The sequence below is a fragment of the Nocardiopsis exhalans genome (assembly GCF_024134545.1).
GTDB classification, from domain to species: domain Bacteria; phylum Actinomycetota; class Actinomycetes; order Streptosporangiales; family Streptosporangiaceae; genus Nocardiopsis; species Nocardiopsis exhalans.
In genome coordinates, this window is sequence record NZ_CP099837.1 from 6098673 (window position 1) to 6116934 (window position 18262).

Genomic DNA, 18262 nt, shown 5'->3' on the forward strand with positions numbered 1-18262 from the left:
AATGTCACGTATCCGGTGTTCATGGCTGAGCGGCCGTCTGAGCGAAGGAACACAGGCCTTCGCCGACCGCGGGGGCGAGATCGAGCGGGGCGAGCCGCCCGAGACCGCGTTCGGCCAGTTCCCGGCAGCGCCGCTGGACCAGGCTCCGGGCGCCCACCCGTTCGAGTGCGTGCGCCGCGCCTTCGATGTCCACGTGTTCGGACGGCCCTCCGGTCAGGCACAGCGTGCGCAGTGCCTCGGTGTCGCCCTGCTCCCGGGCCAACCGGAGTCCGGCGGCCAGCAGAAAGGTGTTCTTGCCCTCCCGCAGGTCCTCCCCGGGTTCCTTACCCGTTCGGGCGGGATCGCCGTAGAGGTCCAGCAGGTCGTCCCGCAGTTGGAAGGCCACCCCCACGTCCGCGCCGTAGCCGCGCAGGGCCGCCAGGGTCCGCGCCGGCGCGCCGGCCATGGCCGCGCCCAGGTGAAGCGGCCGTTCGACCGTGTAGGTGGCGGTCTTGAGGTGGTCGGCGTGCAGTGCGCTGAGCTCGGACCGCTCACCGCGAGCCTGTGCGCGCAGATCGAGGAACTGCCCGGCCATGACCTCCGTGCGCATCTCCCGCCACACCGTGTGAGCGGCGCTCCGGGTGGGCAGGCTCTCCAGAGACTCGTGGAGCAGGTCATCGGCCCAGGCCATGGCGAGGTCACCGACCAGGATCGCCATGGACTCCCCGTAGCGGCGGGCGTCCCCGGAGTACCGGCGCGCGCGGTGCTCCGCGGTGTGGGCGGCGTGGAAGGAGGGCTGACCGCGGCGCATGGGTGCGGCGTCCATGACGTCGTCGTGGGCGAGGGCGAACGACTGGAGGACCTCGATGGCCGAACAGGCGCTCAGCGCGGCTCGGGCATCGGCTCCGCGCACCGCGCCGCCCCCGGCCAGCCAGCCCCACCACGCCAGCACCGAGCGCAGCCTCTTGCCGCCGTCCAGGGTGAAGGACGCGAGCCTGACCGCGAGGTCGGCCGCGAAGTCCTTGTCCACCTTGTCAGCGGCGTTGACGCGGCCTTGGAGGTACTCGGACAGCAGGTCTCCCACGAGCGACCGGACACCGTCCAGGTCTGCTGGCAGCGTTGTCTCGTGCAGGTGCGCTGAAAGCAAGGCGTCGACTCCCCCGACAGGGCCCAAAAGTCACAGAATGTCTTATTTTCAGAGTATCTTGTATATCTAACTATTTCATGCGATGCGGCTTCACGGCCAAGCGACACCTGGGATGAGGCCTAAGATCAACAGGAACGACGGAGGGACCGTGCACGAAGCGGCGAGGGAGACCAATGACGAGCGCGCCCAACGCTGGGACCACGGAGAGCGGGGCCGTTGACGAGGTCGACCGCAGGCCCCGCGAGGAGCTCTACATGGCGCTCCAGCAAGACGGTCAGCAGCTGGCCGTGCGCCTCGTACGCCTCCTGCACCGGATGGCCGACCGTACGGGCATGAACCCGACCGACTTCCAGTGCTACATGCTTCTCCGAGCCAGCGGAACCATGACACCCGGCGAAATAGCGGACAGTCTCTGCCTGTCCACGGGGTCGGTGACCGGCGTGGTGGACCGGATGGAGGCGCACGGTCTGGTCGAACGGACACCGCACCCGCTGGACAGGCGCAAGGTCGCCGTACGACTGGTCGAAGGGGCGGAGGGCAGGATCGGCCCCACCGCTCCGGGGATGCGGCAGGCGATGATCGACCTGCACTCCGGCTACACGCTGGAAGAGCTGGAGGTCATCGTGGACTGGCTGGACCGTGCCGGATCGACCCTGGACTCACTCATCGATCCCAGGACCTGACCCCGCCCCGCCCTCGTGTTCCAGCCCTCCGCTCCGGAGCGTGAACCCGTGATCCGACATGTCATACTCTGCCGGAAACTCTCCGCATTGTGACGGTTGCTTTACTACCAGGGACGAAAGCCTCTACCATCCCACGGGACCCATCCGTGACCGGTAGCAGGAACCGGCGCCCGACCCCCGCCCGAAACTCTCCGTGACGGGGATGGGAAGGAGCCACCATCTCAACCCTGCGCGAATTCATCCAAGAACGAACCAACCCTCCGGTGTTCATCACCTCCGGAGCGGTCATCATCGCCTTCGTCGTCCTGGGCATCGCCTACACGGACCCGCTGCTCCAAGCGGCACAGAGCACCCGTGACTGGATCGGCTCGACGCTCGGCTGGTTCTACGTCCTGGCGACCACCTTCTTCCTCGGCGCAGCGATCTTCCTGATGCTCAGCAGGTTCGGGAAGGTCCGGCTGGGGCCGGACGACTCCCGGCCAGAGTTCAGCACCATGGCCTGGTTCGCGATGCTCTTCACCACCGGTATGGGTATCGGTCTGGTCTTCTGGGGCGTGGCCGAGCCGGTCAACCACCTGCACGACCCGCGTGACGCCACACAGGCGCCCATCGTCGTGGAGCAGGGCCAAGCCGGAGAGGAACAGCTCGAGGAGGCCGAGGAAGCCGGGCTGACGCCCATCGTCATCGAGGACGAGGAAGGCGAGGAGGTCGACGCTCTCCTCCAGCCCGAGGCCGCCAGCAGCTCGCTGGCGTCGAGCTTCTTCCACTGGAGCTTCCACCCCTGGGCGATCTACATCGCGGTGGGGCTGTCGCTGGGCTACTTCGCCTACCGCAAGGGCCTGCCACTGCGGCCAGCCTCGGCCCTCTACCCACTGCTGGGCGAACGCGCCTTCGGCTGGCCCGGCAACATCGTCGACGTCCTCGCGGTGTTCGGGACCATCTTCGGCCTGGCGACCTCCCTGGGGCTGGGCACCCTGCAGATCAGCAGCGGCCTCAGCCGGGTGTTCGGAATCCCGGACAACGGGCTGACACAGTCCCTCATCATCATCGTCATCACCGCCATCGCGCTGTTCAGCGTCCTGTCGGGGATCGACAAGGGTCTGCGCAGGCTCTCGGTCATCAACCTGTGGCTGGCCTTCCTGCTCCTGGCCTTCGTCTTCGTCGCCGGGCCCAAGCTGTGGATGATCAGCGGCATGACCTCGGGCGCCGGTGAGTACCTGGAAAACCTCATTCCGTGGAGCCTGTCCTTCCCGAGCCCGCTGGCCGACGAACAGGCGGCGGGCTTCACCACGGGGTGGAGCGTCTTCTACTGGGGCTGGTGGATCTCCTGGGCCCCGTTCGTCGGCATCTTCCTGGCCCGCATCTCCTACGGCCGCACCATCCGGGAGTTCATCCTCGGCGCGCTCTTCGCGCCGGTCGTCGTGTCGGTCCTGTGGTTCGGCGTCTTCGGCGGCTCGGGCCTGTACTACGAGCTGTTCGGTGACGGCGGCTTCCAGGACGGCAACGAGGCCGACGCCGCGTTCCACCTGATGGAGGCGCTCCCGCTGGCACCGGTGGTGGCGCTCGTCGCCTCCCTGCTGCTGATCCTCGTCGTGACGATCTTCTTCGTCACCTCCTCGGACTCCGGTTCCCTGGTGGTCGACATGCTCACCAACGGCGGCAGCACGAAGGCCTACCGGCTCCAGCGCGGCTTCTGGGCGGTCAGCGAGGGCGCCGTGACGCTCATCCTGCTCGTCCTGGGCGGCGCACTGGCACTCGACGCCCTCCAAGCGGCGTCGGTGGTCACCGGCCTGCCCTTCGCGGTGATCCTGATCTTCATGCTGTGGGGTCTGTTCAAGGCGCTCGCGAGCGAACCGAAGCCCGGCGCGCCGAAGAGGGTCCGGGCGGAGGATCGACCGCCAGCCGCCCCTTCTGGGAACATCAGGGTGGGCCGTAAGGGTGAAGAAGGCACTCCAGAGGAGGCAGAGGGCACATGACACCCAAGAGGTTCAGCAACCCCTTCCACGGGGTCGTCGACATGATCACGGAGATGAACCGCATCTCCGACACCATGTCCTCGATCGAGACGAGCCAGGCCGGTGAGCGCGAACGCGGCTTCGCCGACGCCTGGAGCCCGCCCACGGACATCCTCGCCCGCGGCCGCGACCTGGTGATCAGGTGCGAGGTCCCCGGCGTGTACGAGGAGGACGTGTCGGTCAGCCTCAACCACGGCATCCTGACCATCAGCGGGGAGCGGCGGCGCGACGAGGACGACGTCGTCTACTACTCCTCGGAGCGGTTCATGGGCACCTTCCGCCGGGAGATCAGCCTTCCCGACGGGGTGGGCGAGAAGGATGTGGAGGCCAGCTACGGCGAGGGCCTGTTGGAGGTGGTCGTCCACGGGGCGGCCAACCAGCGCGTCCCCAAGCGGATCAACATCTCACGGCGCAAGCGCACCTGATCCGGGCAGGCCCCAGGAACCCAACGACCCCCGCCGGGCGCGTGCCCGGCGGGGGTCGTTCGCGTGTGAGGGCTAGAAGACGCGGTCGGCCTCGTAGGGGCCGATCACGGCCAGCGCCCGCGGACGGGCCAGCAGCTCGGCGGCGACCGCGGCCACGTCATCCTGGGTGAGCGCGTCGTACTTCGCCAGGTCCTCATCGATGGAGGAGTGGCGCGGCCGGGTGAGCTCGTGCGAGAGCAGGCGCCCCATACGGGCGTTGGTGCCCTCGCTGCCCAGCACCATGGCGCCCTGGATCTGGCCCTTGGCGCGGGTCAGCTCCTCGGCGGTGATGCCGGAGGCGGCGACCTTGGCCAGCTCGTCGCGGCAGACCCCGATGACCTCGTCGGCCTTCTCCGGCAGACAGCCCGCGTAGATCTGGAAGGTGCCGGTGTCGGCGTACGCCGTGTGGTAGGCGTGCACCGCGTAGGCCAGGCCGCGCTTCTCGCGCACCTCCTGGAACAGGCGGGAGGACATGCCACCGCCCAGAGCGGCGCTGAGCAGGCGCAGGGCGTACCAGCGCGGATCGGTACGGGTCAGCCCCTCCGAACCCAGGATGATGTGGGCCTGCTCGGTCTCACGCGGTTGCACCACCGTGCCGCCGAAGGTGCGGACCGGCTTCCCCGCGATGCGCGGGCGGGACGGGCGGGCGTCACCGGCGGCGGCCAGGCGGTCGGCGAACATGGCCTGGACCTGCTCGACCACCGTGTCGTGCTCCAGGCTGCCCGCGGCGGTGACGATGAGCTCCGAGGGCACGTAGGCGTCCCGGTACTGCTCGGCGATGCGTTCGCGGGCCAGCGCCTTGATGGTGTCGGCGGTGCCCAGGATCGGGCGGCCCAGCGGGGTGTCACCGAAGAAGTGCTCGGCGAAGACGTCGTCCACCAGGTCGGCGGGCTCGTCCTCGTACATGGCGATCTCCTCGAGGATCACGCCGCGCTCGGTCTCGACCTCGTCCTCGTCCAGGACGGAGTTGGCCACCATGTCACCGACCACGTCCACCGCGAGCGGAAGGTCCCGGTCCAGGACCTTCGCGTAGTAGCAGGTGTGCTCCTTGGTGGTGTAGGCGTTGTGGTCGGCGCCCACACCGTCCAGCAGCGCGGAGATCTCCAGCGCCGAGCGGGTCCCGGTCCCCTTGAAGAGCAGGTGCTCCAGGAAGTGCGCCGACCCCGCGTGCGCGGAGTCCTCGTCACGGGAGCCGGTGGTCGCGGAGATCCCGAAGGCCGCGGACCGGCCGCCGGGGATGTTCTCGGTGACCACGCGCAGGCCGCCGGGCAGTACCGTCCGACGCACCAGTCCGGAGCCGCCGTCGGGCTCCAGCAGCGTCACGGTCGTGCCCGGCTCCTGCTCTGCGGCGATGGGGACAGAACTCATGGATCCTTCTTCTTCGCGTCGGGGCATTCAGCAGAGCATACGTGTGGGACGACGGCGGGGCGGCCGCGTCGTGAAGACGCGACCGCCCCGGGTCAGACGGGCTCAGGATCAGGTGTTCTCGGAACGCCCGCCGGAGCTGCGACGCCGACGGCGGCGCGGGGCGCCCTCGCCCTTGTCGTCGTCCTTGTCGGAGTCCTCGTCCGAACCCTCGGCGCTGTCGGCCTTGGGAGCGGAGTCGGCCTTGTCCGACTTGGCGTTCTCGGACTCGACGACCTCGACCGGGACCAGGGAGAGCTTCCCGCGGTCGTCGATCTCGCGGATCTCGACCTGGATCTTCTCGCCGATGCTGATCACGTCGTCGAGGTTCTCGATGCGCTGGCCGCCGTGCAGCTTGCGGATCTGCGAGATGTGCAGCAGACCGTCCTTGCCGGGCAGCAGCGAGACGAACGCGCCGAAGGCGGTCGTCTTCACGACGGTGCCCAGGTAGCGGTCGCCCACCTCGGGCATGGTCGGGTTCGCGATCTGGTTGATCGTGTCCCGGGCGGCCTCCGCGGAGGGGCCGTCGGTGGCACCGATGTAGATGGTGCCGTCGTCCTCGATCGAGATGTCCGCGCCGGTGTCGTCCTGGATCGAGTTGATCATCTTGCCCTTGGGGCCGATGACCTCGCCGATCTTGTCGACGGGCACCTTGACGGTGAGGATGCGCGGAGCGTTCGGGCTCATCTCGGCCGGACGCTCGATGGCCTCCTGCATGACGTCGAGGATGGCCAGACGGGCGCCGCGGGCCTGCTGCAGGGCCAGGGCCAGCTGCTCGGCGGGGATGCCGTCGAGCTTGGTGTCCAGCTGCAGGGCCGTGATGAGCTCACGGGTACCGGCGACCTTGAAGTCCATGTCGCCGAAGGCGTCCTCGGCACCGAGGATGTCGGTCAGCGTGACGAACTGGTCGCCCTCGCTGATCAGACCCATGGCGATACCGGAGACCATCTCCTTGAGCGGCACACCGGCCGCCATCAGGGACATGGTGGAGGCGCAGACCGAACCCATCGAGGTGGAACCGTTGGACCCGAGGGCCTCGGAGACCTGACGGATGGCGTACGGGAACTCCTCGCGGGCGGGCAGAACCGGCAGCAGGGCCCGCTCGGCCAGGGCGCCGTGCCCGATCTCGCGCCGCTTGGGCGAGCCCACCCGACCGGTCTCACCGGTGGAGTAGGGCGGGAAGTTGTAGTTGTGCATGTAGCGCTTGGTCTTGTCAGGGTTGAGCGTGTCAACCATCTGTTCCATGCGCAGCATGTTCAACGTGGTGACGCCCATGATCTGGGTCTCGCCACGCTCGAAGAGGGCCGAACCGTGCACCCGCGGGAGAATGCCGACCTCGGCGCTCAGCTGACGGATGTCCTTGGGGCCGCGGCCGTCGATGCGGACCTGGTCGCGCAGCACGCGCTCACGCATGAGCTGCTTGCTCAGGCTGCGGAAGGCGGCGCCGACCTCCTTCTCACGACCCTCGAAGTCCTCGGCCAGCTTCTCGGCGGCGGAGGCCTTGATCTTGTCGAGCTCGCTCTCGCGGTCCTGCTTGTCCGCGATCGTGAGGGCCTTGGAGAGCTCCTCGCGCACGGCCGCCTCGACGGCGGCGTAGGCGTCGTCCTCGTAGTCGAGGAAGACCGGGAACTCGGTCTGCTCACGGCTGGTCTGGTCGGCGACGGCCTGCTGGGCCTTGCACAGCACCTTGATGAAGGGCTTGGCGGCCTCGAGACCCTCGGCGACGGTCTGCTCGTTGGGGCCGACAGCCCCTTCGGCGACCAGCTTCAGCGTCTGGGTGGTGGACTCGGCCTCGACCATCATGATCGCGACGTCGCCGTCCTCCATGACACGGCCGGCGACGACCATGTCGAAGGTGGCACCCTCGAGCTCGGCGTGGGTCGGGAAGCCCACCCACTGGCCGTCGATCAGGGCGACGCGGACGCCGCCGAGCGGGCCGGAGAAGGGGATCCCGGAGATCTGCGTGGACATCGAGGCCGCGTTGATGGCGACGACGTCGTACAGGTGCTCGGGGTGCAGGGCCAGGATCGTCTCGACGATCTGGATCTCGTTGCGCAGGCCCTTCTTGAAGGAGGGGCGCAGCGGCCGGTCGATCAGGCGGCAGGTGAGGATGGCGTCCTCGGAAGGACGGCCCTCACGCCGGAAGAACGAGCCGGGGATACGGCCGGCGGCGTACATCCGCTCCTCGACGTCCACCGTCAGGGGGAAGAAGTCGAGGTTCTCCTTGGGGCGCTTCGAGGCGGTGGTGGCCGACAGGACGACGGTCTCGTCGTCCAGGTAGACCGTGGCCGAACCGGCGGCCTGACGGGCCAGACGGCCGGTCTCGAAGCGAATGGTACGGGTGCCGAACTTGCCGTTGTCAATGACGGCTTCGGCCGAGTAAACGCCCTCCATGGGCGACCTCCTACTACATGTTGCGGTCCGCCGCGCCGGAGCCGGACAGGCTCTCGGCACAGCGATGTACTTTCCGCGACGTGCCCCGGAGGTGATGACGGCCGGTCATCGATCGAAGCCCACGGCACACCCGTGACGGGTGGTGTCCGGAGACCACTACCGAGGACCGACCCCTGGTACCGGGGTGACGGCGCGGTGGCGTGCGAGTGGCTTCCGGTGTCGGAGGCCACTCTGGTTACACCTTACTAACAAAGAGGGAGCGGCCGAAGCCACTCCCTCCGAATCAACCTAGCGGCGCAGACCCAGACGCTCGATCAGCGAGCGGTAGCGGGTGATGTCCTGCTTGGCGATGTACTTGAGCAGACGGCGGCGGCGGCCGACCATCAGGAGCAGGCCACGACGGCTGTGGTGGTCGTGCTTGTGGTCCTTGAGGTGCTCGGTGAGCTCCGTGATGCGGTGCGTGAGCAGCGCGATCTGAACCTCGGGGGAGCCGGTGTCGCCCTCAGCGGTGGCGTACTCGGCGATGATCTTTTCCTTGGTGGCGGTGTCGATCGACACAACGCTCCTTCTGTTTCAAGAGTCGGTACGCAGGGCGAACCCCGGTACTTGACAGGGTTCAGACGCGGTGACCGCGCGTACGAACAGTCACCGTCGCGTGTGGTGCGCGCGGCCCGTCGCCGATGGCGCGGGTGCACCGCGCTCCCGCCGAATCCGCTCCCCGAGAGGGGCGCGACTCACCGCGGGCACACGTGGACGGACCCACACTACCGCAAACCACGTGGCGAAGCGCCCTGGTCACGGGTCGTGGAAAACACAGCCGGACGCGGAATCAGGCCGCACCCGATCAGGCCAAGCCCAGGACCTCGCGACAGCGGTCGACGTCGCGGCGCATCGCCACGATGAGTTCTTCGATGTCGTCGAAGCGCTCCTGGCCGCGGATCCGCGCGGTGAAGTCGACGGCCATGCGCAGGCCGTACAGCTCCAGGTCGTCGCGGTCGAGCGCGTAGGCCTCCACCGTGCGCTCGGCGCCGTCGAACGTGGGGTTGGTGCCGACCGAGATCGCCGCTGGCCAGCGGGACTCCTGCCCCTCGACCGGCTCCAGGCGGCTCAGCCACCCGGCGTAGACGCCGTCACCGGGCACGGCGGTGTCCGCCGGGAGGTCGGCGTTGGCGGTGGGGAAGCCCAGGAGTTCGCGGCCGCGGGCGGCGCCGTGCACGATCTCGCCGCACACGCGGTGCGGGCGGCCCAGGAGCTCGGCCGCGGCGGCCACGTCGCCCTCGTCCAGGAGGCCGCGGATCCGCGTGGAGGTGATGGTGTCGCCCTCGGCGACCAGGCGCACGCCGTCGGCGGTGAAGTCGTACTTCTCCCCCAGGTCGGCCAGGACGGCCACGTTCCCGGCGGCTCGGTGGCCGAAGCGGAAGTCCTCACCGACCACCACGGCCGCGGCGTGGAGCCGCTCGACCAGCACCCGCTGAACGAAATCCTCGGCGCTGAGCGAGGACAGCTCTCCGCTGAAGGGCAGGACACACACGGCGTCGGCGCCGAGGGGCTCCATGAGCTCGACGCGGTGTTCGACAGGGGTCAGGACCGGCGGGGTGACCCCGCGCAGCACCTTCTGGGGGTGCGGGTCGAAGGTGACCACGACGACGGGGAGGCCGAGTTCGCGCCCGTGGGCGCGCGCGGAGCCCAGGATCGCCTGGTGGCCGCGGTGCACCCCGTCGAAGACGCCGATCGCCACCACGGACCGCCCCCAGTCGGAGGGAATGTCCTCCAGCCCGTCCCATCGCCGCACGTTCGGTCCCCTTGCTGTGAAGTGGTCTGGTTGTTCCTGAGACAAGCGTGCCATGTCGGCGGCCCAGCTTCCGACACGCGGGCGGTGTGGCCCGGCGCACTCCGCGGCGCACCCGGTCGGGTCTCTGCCGTGGGCAAAGAAGGGTTGGCATGACCCGGGAACGCGGTTTACCGTGCCCGGATGGCGATGATCGACACCGGTACGACGCGTTTGGCCTACGACGAGGCCGGGGCAGGGCCCGCGGTCGTGCTCGTGCACGCGGGTGTGGCCGACCGTCGGATGTGGGACCACCAGTTCGCGGAGCTGGCCAAGGACCACTGGGTGGTGCGCTACGACTGGCGCGGCTACGGGGGTTCGGCCGACCACGAGGGTCCGGTCCGGCACCACGAGGACCTGTTGGCGTTGATGGACGCGCTGGAGATCCCGGAGGCCACCCTGTTCGGCGCGTCCTACGGGGGCGCCTACGCGGTCGACGCGGCCCTGGCCGCCCCGGAGCGGGTGAACGCGCTGGCGCTGGTCTGCCCGGGAATGTCGGGACACGTGTGGCCGGAGGTCTTCGTTCGGACCGGACAGCAGATGGCCCTGGCCGCGGTGCCGCACGTACGGCTGGTGGCGTATCAGGAGGGCAACGCCGATCCGGACCCGGCAGACGTGGCGGCGATGGCCGACGCCCAGGCCAGGTTCATGGTCCTGGGCCCGGGCCGCTCCCCCGACGAGATGCCCGTCGAGGCCTGGGACCTGTCGCTGCTGATGCTGCGCGAGATGTACGCCCGCCGCTGGTCGAGCCCGGCCAACCACACCCAGTGGCCCGAGCGCCCGGCGGTGGACCGCCTGCACGAGATCGGCGTGCCCACCCTGGTCGTCAAGGGCCTCTCCGAGGTCCCCCAGGTCCAGGACGTCGCCGACCTCTACAAGGCGGGGATCGAGGGTGCCCGCCTCCTGGAGCTGCCGGACACCGGACACCTGCCCTCGGTCGAACGCCCCGGCGAGCTGACGGCGGCCCTGGTCGAGTTCCTCAAGGAGCTCCCTCAGCGTCCGCCCGAATAGCGGTAGGCGTCAGCCCGTGCCCGGATGTCGTACACGACGATGACACCCTCGTCCTCGTCAATGCCGTAGCGGATTCGGTAGCTGGATCGCCTAGCCACCCAGTCACTCTCGAACGGTGGGTTCAACCGCTTGCCCACTCGCCGTGGCTCCGCTTTGAGGTCCCCGTTGATCAGCTCCCAGGCCGCCACAGCAACCTTGTCCGGCAGCGTCTCAGAGAGGGCACGGCGTGCGGTCCGGGTGAGGACGAGTCGATAGCCTTCGCTCACGTACTTCCCTTTCGGGGAGAGCGCTCACGCATGAGCTCAGCCATCTCGTCGCCGGTGACCACGTCGCCGCGCTCGTACTCCTCCTTGGCCTGCGCCAGACGTTCCTGATCCTCCTGGCTCTCCAGAAGCGCGAAGGTCTCCAACATCGACTCGTAGTCGTCCACCGAAAGCACGACGGCGCTGGGCCTGCCGTTGCGGGTGATGGTGACCGCGTCGTGGGTCCGCTCGACCTCGTCGACGATCTTGGACAGGTTATTTCTGACTTCAGCCAACGGCAGCATGGACATCATCGGTAGCATCATCATGTACATGATTATAGGCAACAGGGCTCCTACATGTACATGATTCGCGCCAATCAGGATGGAGTCATGGATCAGAAGAAGCTTGATGAGCTGGCTGAGTACTACGACAACCGGGACATCAGCACGGAGATCGAAGCTGCCGACAGACCAGATCATGGTCATTTCCGAGGCCAGCTTGCCCAAGGAAGTCATGGATCGAGTGCGGGACGCCGCTGCTGAAGAAGGCGTGAAACCGACCGCGCTCATGCGTCGCTGGATCGAGGCCAGGCTTCGTTAAGCAGGGCTGAAGACCACGACCGGTTTCATGTGGCCGGGGCGGTTCTCGCCAAGGGCGATGACCGTTCCGTCCGGGGCGAAGAGGCCGATGGTCCCCTCCCCCAGGGAGCTCTCGCTGATGCGGTTGCCGTGGCGGATGGCGCGGGTCTCGGCCTCGTCCATGGTGCGGACCGGGAAAGCGGCGGCCACGGCCTGGGCCAGGGGGACCTGGGTGAACTCCTCGGCGAGCTGCTCCAGGGTGCGGGCCTGCGAGAGGTCGTAGGGGCCCACGCGGGTGCGGCGCAGGGCGGTGAGATGTCCGCCCACCGACAGGTCGGCGCCCATGTCGCGGGCCAGGGAGCGGATGTAGGTGCCGCTGGAACCGGTGATGACCGCGTCGACGTCCACGAAGGCGCCCTCGGCGTCCGGGATGTGCCGGATCGCGGTGACGTCGAACTGGGAGATGGTGACCGTGCGGGCCTTGAGCGCGACCTCCTTGCCCTCACGGGCCGACTTGTAGGCGCGCTTGCCGTCCACCTTGATCGCGCTGACCTGCGGCGGGACCTGCTGGATGGGGCCGGTGAGCTTCGCGACCGCAGCGTGCACGTCGGCGTCGGTGACGGCGGAGGCGTCCACGCGGGCGCCGGGCTCACCCTCGGCGTCGTCGGTGTTGGTGACCAGGCCCAGCCGGATCGTGGCTTCGTAGGTCTTCTCGGTCAGGGTCAGGTGGCCGAGCAGCTTGGTGCCCTTCTCGATCCCCAGGACCAGGACCCCGGTGGCCATCGGATCCAGGGTGCCCGCGTGGCCCACGCGGCGGGTACGCGCCAGGCCGCGGGTCTTGGCGACCACGTCGTGGGACGTCCAGTCGGCGGGCTTGTCGACGACCACGACACCGCTGTCGGCCATGGGGTTCCTCCGGGAAAGCTGGGAAAAGGGCTGGGGCGGCGGTCACTGCCGCCGCCCCGGGGCTGGTTACTCGTCTTCTTCCTCGTCCTCACGAGGCGCCTTGTACGGGTCGGCTTCACCCGCGTGCTTGGCGCTGGTGGCCTTCTGGGCCACCTCCTCGTCGGACTTGCGCGCCTCGACCAGCAGCTTCTCGATGTGCTGGGCGTTCTCCTGCACCTCGTCGATGACGAAGGTCAGGCTGGGCGTGTGGCGGATGCCGGTCTGGCGACCGACCTCACTGCGGATCACGCCCTTGGCGCTCTCCAGGGCGGCGGCGCTGGCCGCCTTCTCCTCGGGGGTGCCGAACACCGTGTAGTACACCGTGGCGTCCCGCAGGTCCGCGGTGATCCGGGCGTCGGTCACGGTGACGAATCCCAGGCGCGGGTCCTTGATTCGCCGGTCCAGCATCTCGGCGACGATGCGCTGGATACGGTCGGCGATCTTACGCGCGCGTGCGGCGTCAACCATCGTCAGTCTTCCTCTTCGTTGAAGAGCCGCTGCCTGGCGGAGAGCAGCTCCAGTTCGGGACGGCCCGCGACGAAACGCTCGCAGGTGTCCATCTGGTCCCGTGCGTGGGCGGCGGTCGGTGCGACCACCGCGACACCGATCTTGGCCCGACGGTAGAGGTCGTGATCGCCGACCTCCGAGACCGACACCGAGAACTTCCGGCGCAGTTCGGCGACGACGGGCCGCACCATCGAACGCTTCTGTTTGAGCGAGTGGACGTCTCCGAGAAGAACGTCCAGGGTCAGCGCCCCAACGTACAAAAATGATCACCTGTGGTGTTGTGTGAGCCGTCAAAGGCGGGGCCCCGGACACAGCGGTCCGGGGCCCCAGGTGGATCAGTCCTCGCGACTAGTCGCGGGGCTTCTCCTGCATCTCGTAGGTCTCGATGACGTCCTCGACCCGGATGTCGTTGTAACCGACACCGATACCGCACTCGAAGCCCTCGCGGACCTCGGTGGCGTCGTCCTTGAACCGACGCAGCGACTCGACGTTGAGGTTGGCCGAGATGACCTTGCCCTCGCGGATGAGACGTGCCTTGGTGTTGCGGCGGATGATCCCGTCGCGGACGATGGAACCGGCGATGTTGCCGATCTTGGGCACCTTGAAGACCTCGCGGACCTCGGCGCTGCCGAGCTGGACCTCCTCGTAGATGGGCTTGAGGAGACCCTTGACCGCGGCTTCGACCTCGTCGATGGCCTGGTAGATGACCGAGTAGTAGCGGATGTCGACGCCCATGCGGTCCGCCAGCTGGCTGTTCTTGCCCTCGGGCCGAACGTTGAAGCCGACGATGATCGCGTCCGCGGACGACGCCAGGTTGATGTCGTTCTGCGTGATCGCACCGACGCCGCGACCGATGATCCGGATGGCGACCTCGTCGCCACCGGCGTCGATCTTGAGCAGCGACTCCTCGAGCGCCTCGACCGAACCGGACATGTCACCCTTGATGAGGAGGAGCAGCTCGGAGCGCTCGCCCTCCTTCAGGTGGTCCTTCCAGGTGTCGAGGGTGACGCGGCGGGCCGACTTCGCCTGCTGGGCGAAGCGCTCGCGCGCCTCACGCTGCTGGGCGATCTGACGGGCCACGCGGTCGTCCTTGACGACCAGGAAGCTGTCACCGGCGCTGGGCACGTTGGTCAGACCCAGGACCTGGACCGGACGGGACGGCTCAGCCGACTGGACGTTCTCACCGTGCTCGTCGAGCATGGCGCGAACGCGGCCGTAGGCGTCGCCGCAGACGATGGAGTCACCGACGTTGAGCGTGCCGCGCTGGACCAGCACCGTGGCCATGGAACCGCGACCGCGGTCCAGGTAGGCCTCGATCGCCAGACCCTGAGCGTCCATGTCCGGGTTGGCCTGGAGGTCCAGGGCCGCGTCGGACGTGAGGACGATCGACTCGAGCAGGGCGTCGATGTTGTCGCCCTTGAGCGCGGAGATGTCCACGAACTGGACGTCGCCGCCGTACTCCTCGGCCACGAGGCCGTACTCGGTCATCTGGGCGCGTACCCGCTGCGGGTCGGCGCCTTCGACGTCGATCTTGTTGACCGCGACCACGATCGGCACCTCGGCCGCCTTGGCGTGGTCGATGGCCTCGGCCGTCTGCGGCTTGACGCCGTCGTCGGCCGCCACGACCAGAACCGCGACGTCGGTGACCTTCGCACCACGGGCACGCATGGCGGTGAACGCCTCGTGACCGGGGGTGTCGATGAAGGTGATCTTGCGCTCTTCGCCGTCCACCTCGGTCGCGACCTGGTAGGCACCGATGTGCTGGGTGATTCCGCCGGCCTCGCCGCCCACGACGTTGGTCTTGCGGATGGTGTCCAGCAGTCGGGTCTTACCGTGGTCGACGTGGCCCATGACGGTGACCACCGGCGGGCGCGGACGCAGGTCGGCGTCGCCGCCCTCGTTCTCGCCGAACTCGATGGAGAAGGACTCGAGCAGCTCGCGGTCCTCGTCCTCGGGACTGACGACCTCGATCCGGTAGCTGAGCTCCTCACCGAGCAGCTGCAGCGTCTCGTCGGGCAGCGACTGGGTCGCGGTGACCATCTCACCCAGGTGCATCATGACCTGGACGAGCGACGCCGGGTTGACGTCGATCTTGTCGCCGAAGTCCGACAGCGAGGCGCCGCGGGACAGACGGATGACCTGGTTGTTACCGCTCGGGATCTTGACGCCGCCGAAGGACGGGGCCGAGAGCTCGTGGAACTCCGCACGCCGCTGCTTCTTGGACTTGCGGGCACGACCGGGACGACCGCCCGGACGACCGAACGCACCGGCCGTTCCGCCACCGCGGCCACGGCCGCCGCCACCGGGACGACCACCGAAACCGCCGGGACGACCGCCGCCACCGCCGCCACCGGGACGCGGACCCGCACCAGCGGGAGCGCCACCGCGGCCGCGGCCACCGCCGCCACCGGGACGACCGCCACCGCCGCCACCACGGCCGCCGCCCGCGGGCGAGGCCGGCCGGGACGAGGGCATGTTCATCGGGCTGGGACGCGGGCCACCGGCACCGCCGGGACGCGGAGCGCCACCGCCGCCACCCGGGCGCGGAGCACCGCCGCCGGGACGCGGGGCACCTGCGGCACCACCGGGACGCGGGGCACGCTGGTCACCCTGCTGCGGGCCACCGGGACGGGGACCCGGACGCGGGCCACCGGCACCGCCGGGACGCGGAGCGCCACCGCCGGGACGCGGGGCGCGCTGGTCACGGTCGCCGCCACCCTGCGGGCCACCGGGACGCGGACCCGGACGCGGGGCACCGCCGCCGGGACGCGGAGCGGCCGGCTTGGAGCCCATGCCGGAAGCGTTGGACGCGAACGGGTTGTTGCCCGGACGCGGGCCCGGACGGGGACCGCCCGGACGCTGGCCACGGCCACCGTCACGACCACCCTCGCGGCCGCCGGAACGCTCCGGACGGTCACCGCGCTGGGGACGATCGCCGCGCTCGCCGCGACCGCCGGCCGCACCACCGGGCTTGGGAGCACCGGGACGCGGGGCGTCGCCGCGAGCCGCCTTCGGAGCCGGCTTGGGGCCGGGCTTGGAGGCGGTGGGCTGCTCGGCAGCCTGCTCGAAGTGCGGAACCGCGGGCTTCTCGACCGGCGCGGCGGGCTTCTCAGCCGGAACCGCGGGCTTCTCGGCCTGCGGGGCCGCGGCGGGCTTCTCCGCCTGCGGAGCCGCAGCGGGCTTGGGGCCCGGCTTCGGGCCCGGCTTGGGGGCGGGCCCCGGCTTGGGAGCCGCGGGGCGCGCCGAGGTCTCGGCGGCAGGCTTGGGGGCGGGGCCGGGCTTGGGAGCCGAGCCGCCCTTCTTGCCGTTGCCGTCGGAACCGTTGTTGAAAGCTTCTTGCAGGCGTCGCACGACGGGGGCCTCTATCGTCGAGGACGCCGAACGGACGAATTCGCCCATCTCATTGAGCTTGGCCAGCACGGCCTTGCTCTCCACACCGAACTCCTTGGCGAGTTCGTACACCCGGACCTTCGCCACACTTCTCCTTCAGCTTCGGTCCGGGACATGGGCTTGTGCCGGACCGTCGTTAGCTCGAGTTACTCATCGCTGCGTACTCATCAGGCGCTCATCGCAATCTCGACCTGCTTCCTCATCGCTACACAACAATGGGCCAGCCCTTACGTGCCGACACAGCACTGCACGCCGACCTCGGTCTCTACAACCTTTAGGCCAGCCCAGACATTCCAACCCTATCCGGAACGACGAAGCGTTCAGTCACGCGGGGCGTCACCTAGTAGGGACGTCACAAGTGAGACGTCCCACCCGGTGTCGCCTCCACCGTTCCGGCTCCGGAAGGCGCGTGGCCACGCTCTGCGGCGTTCGGCGAGCTCAAGGCATCGCCGGTCGTGGTGCAGATAGGCGCCGCGCCCCGGACGTCGACCTCGGGTGTCGGGCGTGATGACCATGCCCACGGCCACCAGCCGCACGAGGTCGGACTGGACTGTCCGAGACCGGCACCCCACGCACGTTCGCACGGGACGGTCAGGACCGTCTCCGGCCACCTTATCGCGTCGGGACATGCCTGCGACCCGATTAACCGGCCGAAGGGGCGTCGTCATCCCCCTGACCGATGCCTTCGGCGCCCTCCTCGGAGGCCTGCGCGGGCTCGGCGTCGGAGCGGATGTCGATGCGCCAGCCGGTGAGGCGCGCGGCGAGGCGGGCGTTCTGGCCCTCCTTACCGATCGCCAGCGACTGCTGGTAGTCGGGCACGACCACGCGCGCGACCCGGGCGGCCATGTCAAGGATTTCCACGGAGTTGACCCGGGCCGGGGACAGCGCGTTGGCGACGAACACGGCGGGGTCCTCGGAGTAGTCGACGATGTCGATCTTCTCTCCGTGGAGTTCGGCCATGACGTTGCGGACGCGGCTGCCGAGCGGGCCGATGCAGGCACCCTTGGCGTTGACGCCGCCGCGGTTGGAACGGACCGCCATCTTGGTGCGGTGGCCGGCCTCACGGGCGATCGCCGCGATGTCGACGGTGTTGTCGGCGATCTCGGGGACCTCCAGCTCGAAGAGCTTGCGCACCAGGTTGGGGTGGGTGCGCGAGAGGGTCACCGAGGGACCGCGGTGGCCCTTGCGGACCTGCACCACGTAGGCGCGCAGGCGCTCACCGTGGGTGTAGGTCTCGGTGGGGACCTGCTCCTGCGGGGGCAGGATCGCCTCGAGCTTGCCGAGGTCGACCAGCACGTTCCGCGGGTCCTTGCCCTGCTGGATGATGCCGGAGACGATGTCGTGCTCGCGACCGGCGAACTCGCCCAGGGTCAGCTCGTCCTCGGCGTCGCGCAGACGCTGGAGGATGACCTGCTTGGCGGTGGAGGTCGCGATGCGGCCGAAGCCGGTGGGCGTACCGTCGAACTCGCCGACGATATCGCCCTCCTCGTCGGTCTCCGAGACCCAGACGATCACGTGGCCGGTGGAGCGGTTCAGCTCCACGCGCGCCTTCTTGTCGGGGCCCTCTTCGCGGTGGTAGGCGATCAGCAGCGCGTCCTCGATGGCCTTGGCCACCAGCTCGACGGCAATGTCCTTCTCGCGCTCAAGGCTGCGCAGGACGCTCATGTCAATA

At 69.0% G+C, this 18262-nt stretch carries 18 protein-coding genes; 5 read left to right on the forward strand and 13 right to left on the reverse strand.

Annotated elements, in window-relative coordinates; all coding sequences use genetic code 11:
- Positions 1 to 19: 19 nt before the first annotated feature.
- A complete protein-coding gene (locus NE857_RS27030; RefSeq protein ID WP_254418205.1) occupies positions 20 to 1126 on the reverse strand; it encodes a polyprenyl synthetase family protein in 1107 nt (368 codons plus the stop codon).
- A gap of 173 nt (positions 1127 to 1299) precedes the next feature.
- Between NE857_RS27030 and NE857_RS27035 the strand changes: the two genes are divergently transcribed.
- The 3 genes from NE857_RS27035 (at position 1300) to NE857_RS27045 (ending at position 4249) form a co-directional block, all read left to right on the forward strand.
- A complete protein-coding gene (locus tag NE857_RS27035) occupies positions 1300 to 1809 on the forward strand; it encodes a MarR family winged helix-turn-helix transcriptional regulator (RefSeq protein WP_254418206.1) in 510 nt (169 codons plus the stop codon).
- Between the two features lie 263 nt (positions 1810 to 2072).
- Complete coding sequence (locus tag NE857_RS27040) at positions 2073 to 3785, forward strand: BCCT family transporter (RefSeq protein WP_254418207.1); 1713 nt, start codon at positions 2073 to 2075, stop codon at positions 3783 to 3785.
- Complete coding sequence (locus tag NE857_RS27045) at positions 3782 to 4249, forward strand: Hsp20/alpha crystallin family protein (RefSeq protein ID WP_184365914.1); 468 nt, start codon at positions 3782 to 3784, stop codon at positions 4247 to 4249. Before NE857_RS27040 ends, NE857_RS27045 begins: the two co-directional genes overlap by 4 nt.
- 72 nt (positions 4250 to 4321) lie before the next feature.
- Here the strand turns inward: NE857_RS27045 and NE857_RS27050 are convergent, their stop codons facing one another.
- The 4 genes from NE857_RS27050 to NE857_RS27065 all read right to left on the reverse strand — a co-directional run bounded on the left by NE857_RS27050 (position 4322) and on the right by NE857_RS27065 (position 9878).
- On the reverse strand, positions 4322 to 5656 hold the full coding sequence (locus NE857_RS27050) for a M16 family metallopeptidase (protein ID WP_254418208.1): 1335 nt from the start codon (positions 5654 to 5656) through the stop codon (positions 4322 to 4324).
- Between the two features lie 108 nt (positions 5657 to 5764).
- Complete coding sequence (locus NE857_RS27055) at positions 5765 to 8086, reverse strand: polyribonucleotide nucleotidyltransferase (RefSeq protein ID WP_017581773.1); 2322 nt, start codon at positions 8084 to 8086, stop codon at positions 5765 to 5767.
- 288 nt (positions 8087 to 8374) lie between these two features.
- Complete coding sequence (rpsO, locus tag NE857_RS27060; protein WP_017581774.1) at positions 8375 to 8644, reverse strand: 30S ribosomal protein S15; 270 nt, start codon at positions 8642 to 8644, stop codon at positions 8375 to 8377.
- Positions 8645 to 8930: 286 nt separating this feature from the next.
- On the reverse strand, positions 8931 to 9878 hold the full coding sequence (locus tag NE857_RS27065; protein ID WP_254418209.1) for a bifunctional riboflavin kinase/FAD synthetase: 948 nt from the start codon (positions 9876 to 9878) through the stop codon (positions 8931 to 8933).
- Positions 9879 to 10058: 180 nt separating this feature from the next.
- Here NE857_RS27065 and NE857_RS27070 point away from each other — a divergent pair, with 180 nt between their 5' ends.
- Complete coding sequence (locus NE857_RS27070) at positions 10059 to 10925, forward strand: alpha/beta fold hydrolase (RefSeq protein ID WP_254418210.1); 867 nt, start codon at positions 10059 to 10061, stop codon at positions 10923 to 10925.
- Here the strand turns inward: NE857_RS27070 and NE857_RS27075 are convergent.
- Together NE857_RS27075 and NE857_RS27080 are read right to left on the reverse strand one after the other, a co-directional pair.
- Positions 10907 to 11191: a type II toxin-antitoxin system RelE family toxin gene (locus tag NE857_RS27075; protein WP_254418211.1), complete on the reverse strand. Its 285-nt coding sequence runs from the start codon at positions 11189 to 11191 to the stop codon at positions 10907 to 10909. The genes NE857_RS27070 and NE857_RS27075 overlap by 19 nt on opposite strands.
- Positions 11188 to 11496, reverse strand: a complete 309-nt coding sequence (locus NE857_RS27080; protein ID WP_254418212.1) for a type II toxin-antitoxin system Phd/YefM family antitoxin — start codon at positions 11494 to 11496, stop codon at positions 11188 to 11190. The genes NE857_RS27075 and NE857_RS27080 overlap by 4 nt, the downstream gene beginning before the upstream one ends.
- A 63-nt stretch (positions 11497 to 11559) precedes the next feature.
- Between NE857_RS27080 and NE857_RS27085 the strand changes: the two genes are divergently transcribed.
- Positions 11560 to 11712: a hypothetical protein gene (locus NE857_RS27085; RefSeq protein ID WP_254418213.1), complete on the forward strand. Its 153-nt coding sequence runs from the start codon at positions 11560 to 11562 to the stop codon at positions 11710 to 11712.
- A 54-nt stretch (positions 11713 to 11766) separates the two neighbouring features.
- Here NE857_RS27085 and truB read toward each other — a convergent pair whose 3' ends face one another.
- From truB to nusA, 6 genes are all read right to left on the reverse strand, one after another.
- A complete protein-coding gene (gene truB, locus NE857_RS27090; protein WP_254418214.1) occupies positions 11767 to 12654 on the reverse strand; it encodes a tRNA pseudouridine(55) synthase TruB in 888 nt (295 codons plus the stop codon).
- 66 nt (positions 12655 to 12720) lie between these two features.
- Positions 12721 to 13161, reverse strand: coding sequence for a 30S ribosome-binding factor RbfA (rbfA, locus tag NE857_RS27095; RefSeq protein WP_184365924.1), 441 nt, complete (start codon positions 13159 to 13161; stop codon positions 12721 to 12723).
- 2 nt (positions 13162 to 13163) lie between these two features.
- Positions 13164 to 13460: a DUF503 domain-containing protein gene (locus NE857_RS27100; protein ID WP_026116717.1), complete on the reverse strand. Its 297-nt coding sequence runs from the start codon at positions 13458 to 13460 to the stop codon at positions 13164 to 13166.
- Between the two features lie 88 nt (positions 13461 to 13548).
- The gene (infB, locus tag NE857_RS27105) at positions 13549 to 16677 is read right to left on the reverse strand and encodes a translation initiation factor IF-2 (protein ID WP_017581782.1); all 3129 of its coding nucleotides are present in this window, start codon (positions 16675 to 16677) and stop codon (positions 13549 to 13551) included.
- 233 nt (positions 16678 to 16910) lie between these two features.
- Positions 16911 to 17258 carry a YlxR family protein gene (locus NE857_RS27110; RefSeq protein WP_338043086.1) on the reverse strand — a complete coding sequence of 116 codons (348 nt, stop codon included), beginning with the start codon at positions 17256 to 17258 and terminating at the stop codon, positions 16911 to 16913.
- Complete coding sequence (gene nusA / locus NE857_RS27115) at positions 17233 to 18255, reverse strand: transcription termination factor NusA (RefSeq protein ID WP_254422108.1); 1023 nt, start codon at positions 18253 to 18255, stop codon at positions 17233 to 17235. The genes NE857_RS27110 and nusA overlap by 26 nt, the downstream gene beginning before the upstream one ends.
- Positions 18256 to 18262 lie beyond the last annotated feature (7 nt).